At 46.4% G+C, this 20,069-nt stretch carries 17 protein-coding genes; 7 read left to right on the top strand and 10 right to left on the bottom strand.

What is annotated here, in order from left to right:
• Positions 1–38: 38 nt before the first annotated feature.
• The 3 genes from AELLOGFF_RS10155 to leuA form a co-directional block, all read right to left on the bottom strand.
• Entirely contained in the window at positions 39–1,250 is a 1,212-nt protein-coding gene (locus AELLOGFF_RS10155) for a PepSY-associated TM helix domain-containing protein (RefSeq protein ID WP_159268635.1), read from the bottom strand.
• Entirely contained in the window at positions 1,250–3,340 is a 2,091-nt protein-coding gene (locus tag AELLOGFF_RS10150) for a TonB-dependent siderophore receptor (RefSeq protein WP_159268634.1), read from the bottom strand. The genes AELLOGFF_RS10155 and AELLOGFF_RS10150 overlap by 1 nt, the downstream gene beginning before the upstream one ends.
• A 304-nt stretch (positions 3,341–3,644) precedes the next feature.
• Positions 3,645–5,324: a 2-isopropylmalate synthase gene (gene leuA, locus AELLOGFF_RS10145; RefSeq protein ID WP_159268633.1), complete on the bottom strand. Its 1,680-nt coding sequence runs from the start codon at positions 5,322–5,324 to the stop codon at positions 3,645–3,647.
• 307 nt (positions 5,325–5,631) lie between these two features.
• Here leuA and AELLOGFF_RS10140 point away from each other — a divergent pair, with 307 nt between their 5' ends.
• The 7 genes from AELLOGFF_RS10140 to AELLOGFF_RS10110 all read left to right on the top strand — a co-directional run bounded on the left by AELLOGFF_RS10140 (position 5,632) and on the right by AELLOGFF_RS10110 (position 13,488).
• Positions 5,632–6,111, top strand: a complete 480-nt coding sequence (locus tag AELLOGFF_RS10140; RefSeq protein ID WP_159268632.1) for an Lrp/AsnC family transcriptional regulator — start codon at positions 5,632–5,634, stop codon at positions 6,109–6,111.
• A 43-nt stretch (positions 6,112–6,154) separates the two neighbouring features.
• Positions 6,155–6,520, top strand: coding sequence for a Rieske (2Fe-2S) protein (locus AELLOGFF_RS10135; RefSeq protein WP_159268631.1), 366 nt, complete (start codon positions 6,155–6,157; stop codon positions 6,518–6,520).
• 34 nt (positions 6,521–6,554) lie between these two features.
• Positions 6,555–6,995 carry a DUF2721 domain-containing protein gene (locus AELLOGFF_RS10130; RefSeq protein WP_200842636.1) on the top strand — a complete coding sequence of 147 codons (441 nt, stop codon included), beginning with the start codon at positions 6,555–6,557 and terminating at the stop codon, positions 6,993–6,995.
• Positions 6,996–7,464: 469 nt separating this feature from the next.
• Positions 7,465–8,739: an NAD(P)/FAD-dependent oxidoreductase gene (locus AELLOGFF_RS10125; protein WP_159268630.1), complete on the top strand. Its 1,275-nt coding sequence runs from the start codon at positions 7,465–7,467 to the stop codon at positions 8,737–8,739.
• 342 nt (positions 8,740–9,081) lie between these two features.
• On the top strand, positions 9,082–9,537 hold the full coding sequence (locus tag AELLOGFF_RS10120; RefSeq protein ID WP_159268629.1) for a substrate-binding domain-containing protein: 456 nt from the start codon (positions 9,082–9,084) through the stop codon (positions 9,535–9,537).
• A complete protein-coding gene (locus tag AELLOGFF_RS10115) occupies positions 9,538–10,668 on the top strand; it encodes a hypothetical protein (protein ID WP_159268628.1) in 1,131 nt (376 codons plus the stop codon).
• A 24-nt stretch (positions 10,669–10,692) separates the two neighbouring features.
• On the top strand, positions 10,693–13,488 hold the full coding sequence (locus AELLOGFF_RS10110; RefSeq protein WP_159268627.1) for a putative bifunctional diguanylate cyclase/phosphodiesterase: 2,796 nt from the start codon (positions 10,693–10,695) through the stop codon (positions 13,486–13,488).
• 37 nt (positions 13,489–13,525) lie between these two features.
• On the opposite strand, the gene AELLOGFF_RS10105 is transcribed toward AELLOGFF_RS10110, so the two are convergent.
• The 7 genes from AELLOGFF_RS10105 to AELLOGFF_RS10075 form a co-directional block, all read right to left on the bottom strand.
• Positions 13,526–14,329 (bottom strand): sulfite exporter TauE/SafE family protein, encoded by an 804-nt coding sequence (locus AELLOGFF_RS10105; RefSeq protein ID WP_159268626.1) that lies wholly within the window; start codon positions 14,327–14,329, stop codon positions 13,526–13,528.
• A complete protein-coding gene (gene ccoS / locus AELLOGFF_RS10100) occupies positions 14,326–14,517 on the bottom strand; it encodes a cbb3-type cytochrome oxidase assembly protein CcoS (protein WP_159268625.1) in 192 nt (63 codons plus the stop codon). The genes AELLOGFF_RS10105 and ccoS overlap by 4 nt, the downstream gene beginning before the upstream one ends.
• A complete protein-coding gene (locus tag AELLOGFF_RS10095; RefSeq protein WP_159268624.1) occupies positions 14,510–16,954 on the bottom strand; it encodes a heavy metal translocating P-type ATPase in 2,445 nt (814 codons plus the stop codon). The genes ccoS and AELLOGFF_RS10095 overlap by 8 nt, the downstream gene beginning before the upstream one ends.
• Positions 16,951–17,502 (bottom strand): FixH family protein, encoded by a 552-nt coding sequence (locus AELLOGFF_RS10090; protein WP_159268623.1) that lies wholly within the window; start codon positions 17,500–17,502, stop codon positions 16,951–16,953. Before AELLOGFF_RS10090 ends, AELLOGFF_RS10095 begins: the two co-directional genes overlap by 4 nt.
• Positions 17,503–17,508: 6 nt before the next feature.
• Entirely contained in the window at positions 17,509–18,924 is a 1,416-nt protein-coding gene (ccoG, locus tag AELLOGFF_RS10085) for a cytochrome c oxidase accessory protein CcoG (RefSeq protein ID WP_159268622.1), read from the bottom strand.
• A gap of 76 nt (positions 18,925–19,000) precedes the next feature.
• Positions 19,001–19,879, bottom strand: a complete 879-nt coding sequence (gene ccoP, locus AELLOGFF_RS10080) for a cytochrome-c oxidase, cbb3-type subunit III (protein WP_159268621.1) — start codon at positions 19,877–19,879, stop codon at positions 19,001–19,003.
• Entirely contained in the window at positions 19,872–20,063 is a 192-nt protein-coding gene (locus AELLOGFF_RS10075; RefSeq protein ID WP_159268620.1) for a cbb3-type cytochrome oxidase subunit 3, read from the bottom strand. The genes ccoP and AELLOGFF_RS10075 overlap by 8 nt, the downstream gene beginning before the upstream one ends.
• Between the last annotated feature and the right edge of the window lie 6 nt (positions 20,064–20,069).

Genomic DNA, 20,069 nt, shown 5'->3' with positions numbered 1-20,069 from the left:
ATAAAATAGGGATAAACAAAGGGTAATCTTGCTGGCGATTAATGACGGCTATGACGGCGTTTCTTCCACCAAATAAGCACACCGCTAACACTGATCACCACTAAGGCAATGCCCAGTGCACTCACCGCAATTTGATACCACAGTCCCCAAATACGCGCGCGATGCAATACATGTAGCCAAGAGCTGACGGTATTGCCCAAGAACTGTCCCGTTGGCAGATACGTAAATAGAGTTTCTCCACTAACAGCATCAATATACACTTCGGTGCGAACGTGCTGGTCACTTAAATCACTACTGGTCTGGGCGCGATAGCGGTAAGCGCCATACGCCGCCGTATATGCCAGCGCATTGGGGCGGATAATGTCCAGACCTTCCTGTTCGGCTAATGTCGCCATTGATTCCGTCGCGTGGCGCTGTGCGCTAGACCACGATAGGGTCGGCTCGCGATCACTGCGCTGGCGATCGGCAAGATAATGCCACGGCGGATGATATTCCATCACTTGTCGGGTAGCGTGCAGGTATACGCTGGCCCACAAATTCATATAGACCGAGCTCCAAGCAAAGACCAAAAGAATCAGCCAAAGCCACAAGCTAGCGGCGCGGTGAATATCAAAGTTAAGACGCGCTGCGGAACTCTTGGTTTTAATTTTCCAAGCTTTTCCCCACTGTGCTGCCCAGCTTCGGTGTTTGTTGGTTTTTTTACTGCGGCGCGGGAAGGTAATCAGCAAGCCGGTAAAGCAGTCTATTGTCCAGATTAGGGCGACAATGCCCATTAACCACCAGCCGGGCGTGCCTAGTAGTAAGCTGTAATGGAGGTCGTATATGAAGGGCATTATATTTTGCCAGCCCTCTGAAATCTCGCTCGGCGTGCGTACGCCGAGCAGCGACCCCGAGGCGGGGTCGAGCAGCATCTGACTAAAAGGAACGGTAAATAACTGTCCGTTACTAGGGTTGGTCTTAGCAATAACGCCGACAATCACCCGACCTTGTTCGGCAAACGATACCGACTTCGCCACAATACGCGGCTCTATTGCTTCAGCGGCAAGCGCGTAGTCGGCAAAGCTCAATTGCGGGGCGGCATTGCTGCTGCTAAACAAATTGGGCGCCGTGAGTTTTTCAAGCTCGGGCATAAACGCGAGCAAACTGCCGGTAAAGGCGGCAAGGATAATAAACAACGCAATGGCAAGGCCAACATAGCGGTGCAGCCAGCGAAGTAAACCCGATATGCTCAAGCTGCGTTGCGTCTGCATTAAAAACTAAGGCTAACAGACGCTACCGCATTAAAGGGCTCGCTAGGCATATTCGACCAGCGTGAACGCAGGGTGTAATACCTTTCGTCGGTAATGTTGTTTAGCACCAGGCGAGCGGTGGCAGGAACATTGCCCAGCTCAAAGTCATAGGCCGCAAATAGATCCCAGCGGGTGTAGGCATCATCTTCATAGCTATTATCTGCCGTGCCGAATCGCTCAGATACAAACACAGGGCCACCGCCTAATGCCACAGAGCCCAAGGTGTATCGCAGCCATAAGCTGGCTTGGGTTGCAGGCGCATTAGGCAACTCATTGCCTTCATTGCCACTAAAGTCCTTGGTGATCTCTGTTTTGGTCAAAGCCAAATTGCCCATAACAGATAGATTGTCATTAAATTCACCGATAACATCGAGTTCAAGGCCTCGGCTTTGCGCCTCGCCAATGGCAATAGTGCGGTTGGGAATATTGGGGTCAGCAGTGGGTATATTGGTTTTTGTTAGTTCAAAAATACTCAGATTAAGCTGTGCTTTATTGTTAAACAGCGTGGCTTTAAAGCCCGCTTCAATTTGTTCGGCCTCCTCGGGGTCGTAGAGCGCGCTGGGTAAATAATTAAAACCTGGGCCAAAGGAAGTAGCGTAACTAATATACGGCGAAAAGCCGTTGTCGAATTTATAAATAAGGCCAGCGCGGCCGGTGGTCTTATCGTCATCTCGTTGAGAGTGCTCAACGGGAGAAAAATACGAGGTGTCTAACTCTCGGCTTGCCGAGTCATAACGGAGGCCAAGCAGCGCGATTAATCTTTCACTCAGGTACATTTGATCTTGAATGAACACACCCTGAGTCTGATCATCTTGCTGAGTAATGGCATCGACTTGGGGGTAGCCGTTGTACTCGCTCACATTGATACTTGAGTCGCCTGAGCGGTAAGTAAGGATGTCGATCTCTTCAATAAACGTAATAGATGCCTTGCCGTCGAAATCGTAGGCAAAGGCTTGTAAACCAAGCGTGATATTGTGCTGTATCGACGCGGTATTAAAGCGGCCGTTTAGTTGAGTCCAAAAACTTTGGCTATCGACTGATTCGGGACCAAACCACGCTGAGCGGCGCACAACAGTATTGCCCGGTGAGGGGTTTCCTGTGGCGTAAATAGAGCGGAAGTAGGTTTCTGAATTAGAAAACGAGGCCCCGGCTTGCAAAGACCAATCTTCGCTAAAAACGTGATCAATAACCAATTCCAATGCTTGATTATCAAAATCTTGAAATGCATCGTCTTGGCCGTAGCTGCGCTCGCGGGGTAGATCGATAATCCCATCTTCCCAGGCGTGCAAGCCTTGGTCGTAAATGTATTCGCCCTGCGCTAGTTCCATATTGATACGCAACTGGGTTGAATCAGATAGTTTGAACAGCAGCGAAGGCGCAATCATATACTCTTCTGTATCCGTTATGTCTCGAAAGCCGCCGTAGTGTCGCCACGAGGCATCAACATGAAACAACACGTCCTTGGAGCCCAGTGGCGTGTTCGCATTCACGGTGGTGCTGTATTCATCCAATGAGCCCACACTTTGGCTGAGACTAAGATAAGGTGTTTCTGTTGGCTTATGGGTGACCACATTGATTGCGCCACCGGGGTCACTCATGCCCAGCTCCAATGCCGCTGGTCCCTTTAACACTTCAACTCGTTCGGTATTTGCCCGGTAAAAATGCAATACAGGCTGGATTACCCCATTTTTATAGCTAGCGAGATTGTTAGTAAAGCCCCGAATTGTGAGGCGCTCATAGGCCCCGCCCATGGTAAACGCCGGTTGCACACCGCTGACATTGCGCAGGGCGTCTTGTAGCGAGTTCGCATCTTGGTCTTCAAGTACCGCTTTAGGAACTGTTTGAATAGAAATAGGGGTATCGGATAGCGCGATACCATTATTACTTAAGTTAGAAACTGAGGCCGAAGTGTAATTGCCTTGCTCCTGCCCGAATACTGTCAGCTCTTCAACGCGAGGCTTGCTATCGCTTTGTGATTGTTCTGTGGCCGACACCGTTAAACTAAAAAATAGGCACGGTGTAATAAGAATGGGCTTTAAGGAAATCGTCATAAAATACTCTGATGAAAGGTGCTGAAGCGCGGCGGCAAGATTATCAAAGCGAATATGGGCGAACAATGTGGCAAGTTGTCGCAGTATGCGGGGGAGGGGGGTGAGTTTAGGGGTGAGTTTAGGCGTAAGCAAAAGTTATTTGAGGGATGTAACGGGGAGCTGCTTCCTAGTTGAAGGGGGGGGGGTAACCTAAGGGGATATGATTATTTCTATATTCGTTCATCGTAAATTAAAAAATGGCTGTTTGAAAATAAAAAAGCCGCGCTGAATATATCAGCACGGCGTTGGTTTTAAGGAAACTCAATTAAGCCGCTTCAGTTTGGCTTTCTGCGGCTTGCACCGAGGCGTTAAGCACCGCTTGTAGTGATGCCGAGATAACATCTCGGTGTTTTGCTACGCCAATATAACGCTGGCTATTGATGGACAGGTGCACGTAAGCGATTGCCTGCGAATCAGTACCCGTACCCAGAGCGTGTTCGCGGTAGTCCAAGATTTCAATCTTGTCGCCAAACTTTTGCTGCCAGGCATCAACTAGTGCGCTAATTGCGCCGTCGCCGTGACCTTGCAATGAAGCGCTGCCATCTTGATCCGTGTAGCTCAGGCTCAACATGTCTTGGCCGCCATTTTCGACGTTGTTTTGACTGATTGAAAAGTTCTGAATGCTAATGTTTTTACTCGCTTGTAAATAATGGGTGTCAAATAAATCCCATATTTGCGCTGACGTTACCTCACCAGAAATTTCCTCTGCCCGCGCTTGCACCATACGGCTTGAGTCTATCTGTAACCAGCGGGGTAGCTGCAGGCCGTAGTCATTTTCTAATACCCAGCTTACACCGCCCTTACCGGATTGACTGTTAATACGAATAACGGCTTCGTAGCTGCGGCCCAGATCGGCAGGATCAATGGGCAGATAAGCAACCTGCCAGTGTTCGTCTGCTTGCTGCTTGCTAAGGCATTTACGAATGGCATCTTGGTGGCTACCAGAGAAGGCAGTAAACACCAATTCACCCGCATAAGGGTGGCGCGGATGCAGCGGAATGGCAGTGCAATATTCCACCACGGCAATGATTTCATCCATGTCAGAAAGATTTAGCCCAGGGTCTACGCCTTGGCTGTAAAGATTCATGGCCATGGTAACAATATCCATATTACCGGTGCGCTCACCATTGCCAAGCAGGGTGCCTTCAACCCGATCTGCACCGGCCATTACCGCCAGTTCACCGGCGGCAACACCGCAGCCACGGTCATTGTGGGTGTGTACGCAAACGGTAATGGCGTCACGGTATTGGGTATTGCGGCAAAACCATTCGACTTGGTCGGCAAATACATTGGGGCTAGCGCATTCAACGGTGGCTGGCAGGTTGATAATGATGGGGTTGCCTACGTCGATCCATTCCGCAATGACGGCATCACTGACTTCAACCGAAAATTCAATTTCGGTGCTGCTAAAGCTTTCAGGCGAATACTGGAATGACCAGTTAGTTTCCGTTTGCTTGGCAGCGTACTCCTTGACCCATTTTGCGCCTTGCACCGCAATATCGATAATGCCTTGTTTGTCTAAGCCAAATACCCGTTCCCGCTGTACTGGGCTGGTGGAGTTATAAACGTGAATAATGGCATTTTTTGCGCCTTTTAGCGCTTCATAACTGCGGGCGATTAATTCTTGGCGAGCCTGTGTCAGCACCTGAATAGTGACGTTGTCGGGAATGCGGCCGCCATCAATCAGTGCGCGGACAAAGTCAAAGTCAGGCTGCGATGCAGCGGGAAAACCCACTTCTATTTGGGTGAAGCCGAGTTTAACCAGCAAATCCCACATCCGCAGTTTTTGTTGTACGTTCATGGGCTCAACCAAGGCTTGATTGCCGTCACGTAAATCGACGGAGCACCACTGCGGTGTTTGGCTGATGGTGTTATTGGGCCACTGGCGGTCAGGCATCGTGATGACCGGTGTGGGCTTATATTTGCGATGGTTGAACGTGCCCATGATGTATAAATTCCTTTGTCTTTACGGTGTATAAGTGATGGCAGGGCCCGGTGTGCCGGGCGGTTTACCATGTGCGTTGTAGTCACTTTTTGTAAAAGTTGTTGTTTCCGTGCGGGCTGAGCGCGGGGTGGTGAGCTCAGAGCGACGTAGTTTGTAGAGCGGTAACTCCACGGTTCCCAGTATAGAGAGATTGCAGTGGCAGGTGATTGCTAATTACTGCTTAAAACGGCTTTAATTGGCGTTAAGTTGCTTAAATTCTGAAAATAATAGAATATTATGCTTGTGGGTTGTGAATGGTTGAAATTAAATGAATTTAGATAGCTATGATAAGCGAATTTTAGAGGCTCTGCAGGAAGATGGTCGCCTGAGTAATCAAGACTTGGCTGACCGAATAGGCCTGTCACCGTCGCCGTGCTTACGTCGTGTACGCCGCCTTGAAGAAGTGGGGCTTATCTCGGCTTATCGAGCGCTACTCAATGCGCGGGCCTTAGGTTTAAATCTGATGGCGTTTATTCAGATCAGCATGGATAGGCATACTCCGGAGCGGTTTGATAATTTTGAGCGTCATGTTGGCGCATGTCCTGAGGTGCTAGAGTGCCATTTGATAACTGGGCAAGCCGCGGATTATTTGTTGAAAGTGATAGTTGTAGATATGGATGGCTTCCAAGCATTATTACTTAACAAGATTACTCGAATCGAAGGGGTGACAGGCGTACACTCAAGCTTTGTGATGAAGTCGCCAGTGAATAAAACGTCACTCCCCTTGTTGTCATCACAGCAATATTGATCTTAATAACTATTATTTTGGTTTTGATTATATAGAGGCGATCATGGATAAGATATTTGCAGCAAATTTAGACGAGATTCAAAGTGATGCATTATTAAGTAAAACGATTAATGGCAATAAAGTGCTATTTGCAAAAGTGAATGGGCAAATCTGCGCGGTTGAAAACCGCTGCCCTCATTTAGGCTTGCCCCTCGCCAAGGGGAAAATCTGTGACGGCGCGGTAGTTTGCCCGTTTCATGGTTCAAGCTTCGATCTTCTTGATGGCCGCAATATCGATTGGACCAATGCCTTTATTGGGATGCCCATGCCGGGGTGGACACATAAATTAATTGCCTTGGGTAAATCACCCCAGAGCCTAAAAACGTTCAAAGTAGAGTGTGAAGATGAAAAGGTCTTTTTGATCTTGTAAGGTGTAAATAGCGCGGGGTAGCGCAGTAAGGAAAATGATGGCAGTAGATATCGACGTCGTAAATATTACTCATGCAATTCAGCAAGCAGTAGCTCCGGTATTTTTGTTGGCAGGTATTGGCGGTATATTGAATGTACTTACAAATCGTTTAGCGCGAATTATTGATCGCACAAGGTTGCTTCATAACCGGCTGGAAACAGTGAGTGAAGAGCGAAGTGCAGTAATACGCGAGGAATTGGCAACACTGACGCGTCGGGCGCGGGTTGTTCATCGTGCTATTGGATTCAGCACAACAAGCGCCTTACTGGTGTGCGTGGTGATTGCCATGTTATTTGTCAGCGCCGTGATGGGCTGGAATGGTAGTATTGTTGTGGCCTCATTATTTGTGTTTGCAATGTGTTTTTTAATCGCTGCCTTAACGGGCTTTTTATACGAAATTCAGCTGGCAACCAGCATCATGCTTAATGGGCCATAGCTTCGGCTGTGTCTCTGCTTGCTAGGCATTATTAGCAAACGGGTTAACATTCAATTTTCTGTAATTTACAGATCGGCACTCCTCAGCGTTAGTGGTTAGTATGGTTCTCAGTAATCGACTTTCGTCCATTTAAAATCACCATGAAATGCCGATATTGACGTATTAATCATTGTTTTAGTGTTAACCGTCCCTAACAGCTTACGCCAAGGAACAAGCTGATTGGTATTCTTGCTGCACATGCCAGCACAAAGCGTAGAGCAACAATTGCGCAGTGAGTCCGGTGTTACTTTTTCCTTATTATCAATAACGCCGATGTTTTAGGGCTTTTCTGGGCAGTATTTGATCCAGGAAAGTTAGCTTGGCATACCGAGACAAGCGCTTGACCATTGTTGTAATAAATGATGATGGAAGGCATTGAGGCGATGGCGCGCCAAGCAAAAAGAATCTTTAACTATGCAATGAGGTATTTATGAATATTGTGATTGTTGGCGGAGGTGCAGGAGGCTTACCACTAGTAACAATGTTGGGAAAACGCCTAGGGCGTAAGGGGATTGCAAATATCACGCTAGTTGATGCTAGCGCTAGCCATATTTGGAAACCTCGTTTTCACGAGGTGGCAACCGGTGCCATTGACTCAGATCTTGATGCGGTAGATTACCGCGCTCACGCTCACCAAAATCATTATCATTTCCATAAAGGCCGGATGAGTGATTTAGATCGAGACAACAAAGAAATTATTTTGGAGGCCGCAGTAAGTCCAGATGGTCTTGAAATCCTACCTGAGCGCAGAATTCCATATGACTATTTAGTTATAACTGTGGGTAGTCTTGGAAATGATTTCAATACGGCAGGTGTTAGAGATCACTGCCTGTTTTTAGATACCCGTGAACAGGCGGATCGCTTCCATGAGCGTTTTCTTAATCACTGCGTCAGTGCCAATTATTATAGTAAGCCAGTGTCGGTGGCGATTGTCGGGGGTGGCGCAACAGGGGTTGAGTTGGCAGCAGAAATTCATCACGCCATCGCACTTTTAAAACTGTACGGGCATAAGTCATTAGATAGAAGTCGCTTGCAGGTACACATTATTGAAGCGGGGCCCCGCCTGTTACCTGCCTTGAGTGAGCAAATAGCTGCTGCCGCTCAGGTGGAGCTAGAAAGTATGGGGGTGCAGGTTCATACCGGTACCATGGTGAAACAAGCCGATGAGCAGGGCTTTATCACCGCTGATGGTGAGCGAATTGACGCGGCTTTATTGGTATGGGCGGCGGGAATTAAAGCACCTGAGGTAGTTGCTAAATGGGGGCTAGAAGTTAATAGGATAAATCAATTGATGGTTACTCCTTTTTTGCAAACTGCCGATGAAGCTATTTTTGCCATTGGCGACTGCTGCGCTTGTGAGCTGGTTGCGGGTAAAAATGTGCCACCGCGAGCGCAGTCGGCTCAGCAAATGGCAAAGCATACGGCAGTGAATCTGCAGCGCCTTATCAAAAACATGCCGCTAAAACCGTTTAAATACCGTGATCATGGTTCTTTGGTGTCATTGTCTGGCTATTCGGCTTTAGGGAATTTAATGGGCAGCATGCGTAGCGGTAGTTTCTTTATAGAAGGGTGGATGGCAAGAATGATGTATGTGAGTTTGTATCGGCTACATCAAGCGGCCATTTATGGATGGTTGCGCACGATCATGTTGCTAATGGCTGGTCGATTCAATCGATTGCTACGGCCTCGCTTAAAGCTACATTGAAAGATAAAATCGGCTTATATGGCCGTTTTGAGTAAATATTGCAGTGGCAACACAGGCTTGTCATGAGCTGAGCTACTGCAAATTGGGGTGGTGGCGTTATCAAATTTACGTCGCTATCGTTGGTGAGAATAACACTGTCACTTAGGTGAAAATACGTGCTGTAGTGTTGAGTACAAGCTGCTAAAGTTGTTCCGATATTATTTCAAATAATAGCGTCGATTTTCTAGCTGGATTGGCAATTTTGTCTATACTGAAAATCATCGGAGACTTTTGACAGGGATTGCCGGTTTGCCAGTTTGCCAATTTATAATATGCCTACGACAAAGAGCAATACATACATTATTGCTCTTATTAGCCAGTATTAATGCCTTTGGAAATGCTGGGGATAATGCTGAGCCATCTTTTGTTGTGGTTGTTAATAAAACTGTTCCCGAGGCCCGCTTGACGCCTGTTGACCTGCGTGCGATTTTCTCCATAAGAAAACGGAGTTGGAGTGATGGCTCGCCGATTAGAGTTTTCGTATTACAAGAGAGTGACTCCCTTCATCATCAATTTTGTCAGTCAGCGCTGCACAGCTACCCCTATGTGCTAAGAGATCACTGGGACCGCATGACGTTCAGCGGTACGGGGGTTGCCCCCACAGTGGTAAAAAATCAGCAAGAAATGGTGCATATGGTCGTTAAAACACCTGGTGCGATTGGTTATGTCCATACAAGCAGTATCCTCGATGAAAACCATAACTTAACCGTTACGTACTCTTACCCCGAGCGATCGTATTCGTATTCGGAGGAGCAATAAATGTTACATAAATTGATGACTCTTGCTGTTGCAATGGTGCCGTTAACGACTTCTGCACTGAATTATAAAGACTTGAATATTCACGGCTTTGTGTCGCAGGCTTTTATCCACAGTGATGGCAATAATATTTACGGCGATAGTACAAGCGGCTCTACCGACTTTTTTGAAGCAGGTGTCAATGCTAATTACCAGTTTGATAATGGGGTAAGCTTGGCCGGGCAGTTGTTCAGCCGTGATGCAGGAAATGCCGACAACGGTGATATAAAAATTGATTACTTGTTTGCCGATTTTAAGGCTGCGGAAAGCGAACGCTCGGGAATGGGAGTACGCGTTGGACGCGTTCGAAATAGCATTGGTTTTTATAATGAAACCCGAGATGTTATTTTTACACGGCCAACCATAATCCACCCCCAGGCAGTCTATTATGAAGGCAATGGATTACGAGAGCTGATGTTCTCCTCTGAGGGGGCGCAACTTTATAGCTATTGGGATGATGATAATCACAGTACCTCTTTCAATTTGACTTATGGCCGAGACAAAAGTATTTCTCGAGATGTGTTGAGAAACATCACCGGTGGAAGTTCGAACTTGATAAAAGGTGAGATTGAAAGCCCCCTTTTTGCTCAAATACTGCATAGCCGCAATGGCGGCCGCAGCCGGTATGCCCTCTCTATCTTAGACGTGGCTTTACAGGCAACCAAAGCCATGCCGATGGTGCCGCTTTCAAGTGTTGATGCTGTGGGGTTTATCTTATCTGCAGAACGAAACTGGCCTCGTTTTTCACTTACCAGTGAGTATAGCCGTTTAAATTTAAAAAATGCTGTCGGCGCGGTTGTGGTTGAAGAGTCCTATGCAGAGTCTGCGTATCTTCAGGGACGATATAGGGTATTGCCTTCGCTTCTTGCGACATTGAGGTATGAATTCTCTCGCACTGTGGAGGATGGTGATAGCCGGAGTCACAACAGGCATTGGGTTGCCGGTGTACAGTGGTTACCGACTTCGTCATGGATTTTGGCTTTAGATATTTATGAAATGGACGGTACTGCGGGCATACCGGGTGTAGATAATATGAATAGACCACTATCGCAGCGCACACAAGTTGTTGCCGCTGTGGTCGGATACCGTTTCTAATTTTTTCTAAGCTGGGTATATTTTATGGTGGAGATGTCTTCCGGCCGATTCATTAGCTTGCAGCGTAAATTCACAACCGCGATTTTTTTAGCGCTTACCATTGTCCTTTTGGCTTTGCACTATTTTAGTTTTCAGCACATGATGGCGGTTCAGGAAACAGCTATACTTAAAAATATGGCTAGGGCAAAAGAGGTTTTTCACGAGTTATTGGCCCAGTCGGCCACTGAGCTTTTCCGTTTAGCAAACCAGTACGAAATTTCCCGTGGTGATGCACCGGCGCTATTACATTTAACCGAACCATCACTCTTGTCAGGTATAGAGTCTGTGGTGTTTTTTGATGATTCTGGTGCTTTGCTGGCAGGAAATCAGCGTAGTCAGTTACCATCCCAAGAACAGTTGCAATATCACGCTAGTATCATTCGTCAAGTAGCGGAACAACGCGAGCCAAAATCTCATGTTCATTGCCTTGATGTCTGTGAACAAAGTGTTTTTGTTCCGTTAATAGCAAAAAATGGTGATGAAATTATCGCCAATATAACGAGAAGCCTAGGTATTGTTATTCAAGATTTTTATAGTTTAACCAGCGCAGATATCGCGTTAGTCGATATGAATAATCTAGATAATAAAAATCACATTGTATTGGCTAGCCACGCTGCGCTTAGAAAAGAGTTTATACCTAATATATTGCAAAGTTTGGAGCAAGATAGGTTTTCAGAGCAAGCTCATTTATTTTCTTTAGCCAATGATTATTACAGCAGTCAGCTATTTAAACTGAATGCGAATACCAGTAGTGATATTTCGGTACTTATTTATCGCCAGCAATCCGAGATACGGGAGTTTATTTTGCATGAACTTCGGTTAACGGCGATTACAATTCTTTTTGCATTATTGTTTAGCATGACCTTGATCTCGATAATATTGAGACCCTCTCTGAAAAAAGTGTTACATATATCCAAGATTATTAGGCAGCTATCTGATTCAAATTTTGATAATGCACGCCGTGATCTAGCCGTTATTCCCCTGAGCCCAAGCTGGCACGACGAAACTGACGTCTTACGCGAGAGCTTGAATGATGTAGTCAACGACCTCGATACACTGAATAAACGCAATACGGAGCACCGAAAAAACTTAAGTTTAAAAATTTCAGAGTTAACCGAAGCCCAGCGATTTAACGCTATGTTACTCGATACAAGTCCCCTGATTATTATGATCCATAATCTGGATGGGGTGATATCTAGCATAAATGATTTTGGTCGTAAATTACTGGGTAAGGATGTTAAAGGGAAAAAGGTAAGAGACATAATACATCGGAGCTATGAGGGGGGCTCTATTTCAGATGCGTTGCGTTCACTGAGTGTGGATGAAGAGCGACATCTACAAGGTGAAATACCTATATTCACACAGGACAAAAGAAAAGCCGATATTCTTTGGATGCATAGAGCAATATCCAATCAGGGAGAAAAATGTATATTATCCATTGGTATTGATGTTACCGAACAACATGAATCAGAGCGTAATTTACGGTGGTTGGGTGAACATGATCGAGTAACGGGACTATTAAATAGACTTAGCTTTATTGATGAAGTTGGTGAGCTAGAGTTGTCTAGTAAAGAAAATGAATCATGGGATTTACTATTACTCGATATTGATGATTTTGCCAAATTTAATGATCGTTTTGGTTTTGCCTTAGGTGACCAGCTTTTATTAGAACTGGGTAAGCATATTACTTTGCTTTTACCTGATTCTAGTATTATCGCTCGCATTGGCTCAGGTGAGTTTTCAGTATTGCTAAGACCCTCTGATATTACTGAAGGTACTGATTATCGGAGTTTACTAGATCGCTTAACACGTTATGTTATAGCGACAAATATTGGTGACGAGACGGTGCATATCTCGGTTGTTATCAACACCATATCGATGGATGAGGATTTTGAGATTGATGAAACACTCTCTGATTGCACCGCGATCATGGAAAATGTAAAACAGCGAGCAAGAGGGCAGTTATTCTTTATTAATAATGACCAGAAAGATCGTTTGTCCCGTAATGAAAAATACCTTGTAAAAGACTTGTTGCGAAAGGCCCTAGACGAGAAACGATTGTTGTTATTCTATCAACCTATTGTTGATATGCGTCATAAACGGATTAGCCATTATGAGTGTCTTGTTCGCATGCTTGATGAAGAAGGTCAAATAGTTGCTCCGTTTGTGTTTTTGGGGGTGGCGGCAGATCTGGGCTTGTTACCGGAGATTGACTTTGCAGTGATGGAGATGGCAATGCATCAGCAGCGACGTTGGGCGGTAAAGGGCATCGATTTAGGTTTAAGTATTAATATCACGGCTCAAACAATGGAAAGTGACGGTTTTGAAGATAGTCTTAACCGTTTGCTGGCAGACACTGGTGCGGACCCCACTAAGCTGATTTTTGAAGTGGTAGAAACGGATAGTCTTGAGTCGATAAATTCAGCGAATATCCTGTTGCAAAAGTTTCGTACCATTGGTGCTAAAATTGCGTTAGATGATTTTGGTGTTGGATTTACCTCCTTTGAGTATGTGCGAGAACTTCCGGTAGATTACATAAAAATTGACCAGTCTTTTGTACGTTTTATTCACGAGCGACCAAAGGACCAGCTGTTGGTGCAATCGATGGTAGAAATGAGTCGCAACCTGAATAAGAAAGTGATTGTAGAAGGGGTTGAAAATCTAGAGGCTTTGAACATTGTTAGGGCAATGGGTGTGGACTATGTTCAGGGGTATTATTTTTCTCGCCCGGTATCTTTAGATGCGCTTGATTTGAATATGAATATCGAACGGTTTTTATAAAAACAGCGATACAGATGTAAATGTGGTTTTGAGGGTGCTAATGGTTCATGCCGTGATGATGCATAGGCGTATTGGCATGTGCCGTATTTGTATGTGATGGCGTCTCAGAATGTTGCAGAAAAAGAGTATACATAGGGTATAAGGCCAGTAATAAAAGCAGTGCCGCAAAGCCATAGCGTGTCAGTGGCTTGTTCAAGGCACTGCGAAGACCACCACTTAGGCTGCCAATGCTTAATACGGCTGGTGCAGTCCCCAAACCGAAACATGCCATAAGCAGTGCTGATTGGCTTGAGCTGCCGCTGAGTGATGTCCATGCTAGGGCGCTGTAGATGAGTCCACAGGGCAGAAATCCCCACAGAGCACCCACTGCAATGGCTTTGCTAGCGGTGTCTATGGGTATGAATCGTTTGCTTAAGGGCTGTATTAGGTGCCATAAACGTCCCCCCAATTTTTCTAAGGCCATTGCAACGTGACTCCAACCGGCGATGGATAGCGCCATAACGACGAGCATGATACTGGCAAGAATTCGCATGATTTTGCTTACTGACATCAGTTGTGGGTCAGCGATTGCGCCTACCAAGGCCACCGAGCCACCGAGTATCGCACCGAGAAAGGCATAACTAGCGATGCGTCCCAGTTGGAAAAGCAGGCCATAGTAAATACTCTGGGCGCTATTGGCGGCGAAACTCCGAGCTATGATATTTTGTGTTTTTGCAGTTATTGGCGATGTAGTTGATGCACCCAAAAGTCCTGCTATACCACCACACATTCCGACACAGTGGGGACTGCCTACCAAGCCTAATAAAAACGCTGCTGAGTAGCTTAGTGCCTCGGGTATCATTGTTCCTCGCTATGCTCGTCGTCAGAGTGATAAGGTTTTTGAAGGTGGTCTGTTTCGTCAAATAATAAGCGTTGTCCCTCTCGGTCTAAGTCTTCAAATTGATCGTTATCAACGGACCACCAAAATAGATAGATGGTTAAGCCGAAGAAGACCAGTGCGATGGGAATGAGGATAACTAAGCTAGCCATGTTGGCCTCCATGACGGGGCAGTAACTCGCTGGGCGTGGCTTGGACTTGGTCTAGAGCGGAAGGCTGCGGTGCTTGTGTTGCACTTATACGCAGAGCATTAAAAACAACCAATAATGAACTTAGCGACATACCTAATGCTGCCAGCCACGGAGGTACTAAGCCCATCGCGGCGAGCGGCAGGCTGATAAGATTGTAGAGCAGCGCCCAGGTCAAGTTTTGCAATAGTATCCGTCGGCTTTGTTTTGCCTTGTTGAATAATTCGATAATAGCACTAAGTCTGTTCTCTAGCAGAATGACATCGGATTGCGCGCGGGTTAACTCACTTGCGCTGGTCATGGCCACTGAGATGTCTGCCGCTGCAATGACAGGGGCATCGTTTATGCCATCGCCGACCATCATAACCACGGCGCCTTGCTTTTGAAGTTGTTTAACATGGTCGAGTTTTTGTGCTGCACTGTACCCTGAGTGATAATTTTTTATGTTGAGAATTTTGCTAACAGTGGCAACTTGATCGGAATGGTCACCGCTAAGTACCTCGACGTTAAGACCAGAATTATCTAAGGTTTGTATTAGTGCTGAAGCGTCAGGACGAATTTCATCAGTAAGTTCAAAGTGAGCCAGCAGGCCGTCTTGACCAGAGAGGTAAACATTAAGATGAGGGCTTATCGGGGGAGCTTCAACTCGACAAAATTTGGCACTGCCAATACGGTATTCTCGGCCATTGATTGTAGCGCTTACCCCCGCGCCACTGCTTACCTGACCGTTTTTTAGTTCTAGTGCATGTTCTTGCTTAAGCGCAAAGGCATGAGCGATAGGGTGTTGTGAAAGCTGCTCTAAGCTGGCTGCAATACGCAATATTTCTTGCTTATTGCTATTGCCAAATAAGTGGCAAGCTAGGATGTGCGGTCGACCTTCAGTTAGAGTGCCGGTTTTATCAAAAATAATATGGCTAATATTTTTTAATTGTTCTAGTGCACGGCCATTACTTAATAATATGCCGTTTTGTCTTAAGGCTTTAATCGCGGCGGTATAGCTGGCAGGGGTAGCCAGGGATAGGGCGCAGGGACAGCTAACCACTAAGACGGAAAGGGCAATGAGAAACGCTGATCCGCCGTCGTGGTTATGCCAATAGGCAAAACTTAAACCACTAACAAGAAGTACAAGCATAACAAACTGGCTAGATAAGCGATCGGCTAATTGCGCTGCCAAGGGTTTGTTAGATTGGGCCTGTTCTAGCAGTTGGTCTATTTTTGTCCATGCCGAGTTAGCGGCAGTTGCAGTTACTTCTAAGTCGATATTACCGTCGATATTTCCGCATCCAGCCATGACGGCAGTGCCGGGCTGACCTTGCTCTGGGATGAACTCGCCACTGAAGGCGCTGTTTTCAATATCGCTTTGACCTCGTCGGATAATGCCATCAATGGGAATGGTTTCGCCTGGGTGTATGCTGATAAGGTCGCCAACCTCTAATGATTGTACCGGCGTCCATGCAAACTCATTGCTACCAAGCAGGGTGATTTGTCTGGCTGATATTGGTAGACAAGGTTGGCTATGTTGATGCTGGCTGACACGAAGCTGCAGGTAGCGGCTGAGTAGCAAGAAAAAAGTAAACATGCTGATCGTGTCGAAATACACGTGTTCGCCTTGGCGCACTGTTGCCAGTAAGCTCGCAAGGTACGCAGCAGCTAGCGCAATGGAGACTGGAACATCCATGCCGGGGTGCCAGTGTCGCAGGGAGCGCCACGCATTTTTGAAAAAGGGTTGTGCAGAGTAGAGCAGTACCGGTGTGGTAACAATCAGGCTGAACACTCGCAGTAAGGTTGAGGTGCTTTGTTCAATGCCTTGAAAATCACCGGCATATAAACCAATGGCAACCATGCCCGCTTGCATCATACCAATACCGGCTATACCCAGCCGTCGCAGCAGGCCATCCATTTCGTCGTGTATCTGTTTATCACGGTTAGCAGCTGACCAAGGTAAGGCCTGATAGCCTAAGGTATTGAAATGCCTAAACAGCTGGCTAACGGGTATACAATCTGGATTCCATTTTACAGTGGCTACCGCATTTTGCAGGTGTACGGTAACGGATGCAACACCATCAATACCCTGTAAATGGTGTTCAATTAACCAAGCACAGGCTGCACATCTTAGCCCGCCAATATTGAATCGGCTGACCCAGTATTGCTCTTCGCGGTGCGAAAACGTTTCAATAAGTACGGGGTCATCATAGCGACTAAAGTCCTCATTGCTATCACTTGGTGTGTCCGCGACGGAGGATCGCAATCGATAATAATCATCTAGACCTGCAGACAAAATACATTCTGCAACAGCTTGGCAACCACGACAGCAAACTTGTTTGGGCTGTCCGTTAACAACAACATGAAAGTTAACTCCGCTTGGTAGTGGTTCTCCGCAGTGATAGCAGTCTAGACTCATTGAGTTTCTCGGTTGCTGCTTTGGCTATGCATTATGAAATTGGCGCTATTTTTTGCGTCAAACTCGACTTTTAAGCGCCATTGGTGTTGCTCACCGTCATCATAAGGACTGAGGGCGAGATACCAGCGACTGTCGATATCGTGCTTAACTTGCGCACTGTAATGATGGCTCCCGTCTCTAAGCAATACGGTTTGAAAATCCAAATTTTCGTCAGTGGGGTGTTGCCAGTTTAAAAGTAGATGTTGATGTAATGGAATACTATTCCCGCGCAAAGAAATTTGTATAAACCCTTGCTTGCTTAACTGACCCTCTGCGACAAGTTTCATCGCTAGCGCGGCTTCATCTTGGGCCAAGTAACGGTTAATCGCCAAGCCCTCTTTGTAATAATCATCCCGAACTAGATTGTCGCTATGCGTTAGCGCTATAACCACAGTTACAATACTCGCAATAACAACGATGCCAGGAAGCACAATAAGAAACCAAGGCCAAAATTGTTGATACCATTTGGCGGCGGCAGGCTCTGACTGTGTCACATTGTTTGCGGACATGTGGGTTTACTCTGTGGGTGCAAAAAAGCGACTTTCTTGGCTGACAATGTCGTTGTCGGCGTCTAGCCGTTGCGCTTCAAAGGTTATTGCAAAGCTGGCCTGTAATGCTTGCTGAGCATTGGCGCGCAGGGTGATGGGGATATCAACCACTTCACCACTGAGCACTTGAAATTTTATGGAGCCCAATAACGAGAGTGGGTGCGGTGATGATACTGATAACTGATATTGGTGTGCTTGTTGAGTTTTGTTGGCCACTTTTAGGGTGTAGCGATTATCAATATCGCCTTGTTCGTTTTGATAATAAAGTGCTTGGCGGTCGCGGAGGACGCTCAACTCAATAGTTTCTCTAGCGGTAATCCGGTAGGTCAGTAAAGAACACATGACAAGCAATGCGATCACATAGCCTATTAAGCGCGGCCGCAGAATTTTAGACGGCTTGCCGTTTAAGGTGTTTTCTGTGGTGTAGCGAATCAGGCCTTTGGGGTAATGCATTTTATCCATAACCGAGTCGCAGGCGTCAACACACAGTGCACAACCGATGCACTGGTATTGCAAGCCATCGCGGATATCAATGCCTGTTGGACAGACTTGCACGCAAAGTTGGCAATCAATACAGTCGCCAAGGCCGACGTCTGCAGACTGCTCATTGCGTTTACGGGAACCGCGTTTTTCACCACGCTGTTTGTCATAGGAAATGATCAGTGTGTCGGGGTCAAACATCGCTGACTGAAAACGTGCATAAGGGCACATATACATACAGACTTGTTCCCGAAGCCAGCCCGCATTGCCATAAGTTGCAATAGTAAAGAACGCAATCCAAAACAAGGCCCAAGGGTGGATGGAGAGCGCGAAAAACCCGTAGCTTAAATCGATAATGGGCGTGAAATAACCCACAAACGTAAAGCCGGTGTAAAATGCCACTGCTAACCACATGCTGTGTTTAAGCAGTTTTTTACCAAATTTTTGGCCGCTCCAGGGCGCTGAATCTAATTTAATACGTTGATTTCGACTCCCTTCGACTTTTTGTTCTATCCACATAAAGATACTGGTCCAAACCGTTTGTGGGCAGCTAAATCCACACCACACACGGCCGGCAAAATTGGTTACGGTAAACAGTAAAAATGCGGAGATGATCAGGACCCAGGCCAACATTGTGAGGTCTTGGGGCCAAAAGGTGAGACCGAGAATATTAAATTGTCGGGCAGGTAGATCAAAAAGCACTGACTGACGGCCGTCCCATTGCAGCCAGGGAACAAGAAAATACCCCATCAACAGTGGCCAGCCCGTCAGTGTGCGAATACGCTGAAAAAAACCTTCAATCTTTCGAGTGTAAATTTTTTCACGCTTCTGATACAGGTCGATTTCTGAGACTTCTGCCGGTACAAATTCCTCGACAGGTATGCGGTTCGGGTCATTATCCATGCTATGCCTGTCGGACGGGTTCGTCGGTGTGTTGGTGTTCATATTTGCCGTGCCTCGGCGGAACCGATCATTAAGGCTATTGCTGTTGACTTAATTGATAGACATAGGCGGTTAATAAATGAATTTTTTCCGCACTGAGCTTGTCATGATGGGCTGGCATTTGACCTCCACGTCCACTGGCAATGCTATGTTTAATTTGACCTGCGTCGCCGCCATAAAGCCAAATATTATCAGCTAAATTGGGAGCTCCCATCGCTTGATTGCCTTGTCCTTCTGCGCCATGGCAGGACGCACATAACATGGCGAATTTTTTTCCTGCTGGACTGTCTGTGTCTAAGTCGGTTGACGCTAGGTTTTTAACGTATTGGGCCATCGCTTCTAGGCCGTCGTTGTCGAACATGGCATTCCATGCCGGCATAGCGCCGTTGCGGCCCTGAGATATAGACGTTTGGATTAGCTCAGGTGTACCGCCGTAAAGCCAATCTTGGTCGGTGAGGTTTGGAAAGCCATAACTACCTTCGCCATTCACGCCGTGGCAAATAGCACAGTTGTTGGCAAAAATACGTTTGCCAATTCGCATGGCTTTTTTGTTGGCGGCTAGGGTTTGGGTATCGGTTGTCATAAAGCCAGCGTACAAGGCGTCGTTGGCTTGCTCTGCACGGGCCACTTCTTTTTCCCATTTACCTACCGAGGTCCAGTTGAGTAGTCCTGGGAAATTACCCAAGCCTGGGAAGGCAATAAGGTAGCCAATTGCAAAGACAATACTGATTACGAACATTTTGAACCACCACGATGGCAGTGGGTTGTCGTACTCCTCTATACCATCGTATATGTGACCGGTAGTTTGGTTTTCTTTGCTCGCCGTTATTTTACGATTACTAAATAATAGCCACACAATTAGGGCAATAGAGATCACCGTTAGAACGATGATCCACATACTCCAAAAACTACTCATTGTGGTTCTCCACGTCTTTGCCGTTTCGTTCTTGCTGACGGTTGCTGTCATCTTCAGCAAAAGGCAGTAGGGCGGCATCTTCAAAATAGGCTTTTCGGTTCTTGCGAAATACACTAATGCTTAAAGCGATAAAAGCGATAAATGTTAATAGGGTTGCTAATGCTCTTAGATTATCTTGATCCATTTGATG

The organism is Zhongshania aliphaticivorans (assembly GCF_902705875.1).
Taxonomy (GTDB): Bacteria; Pseudomonadota; Gammaproteobacteria; order Pseudomonadales; family Spongiibacteraceae; genus Spongiibacter; species Spongiibacter aliphaticivorans_A.
The sequence above is the reverse complement of the archived record's forward strand: the minus strand, read 5'-3'. Positions and strand labels throughout refer to the sequence as shown.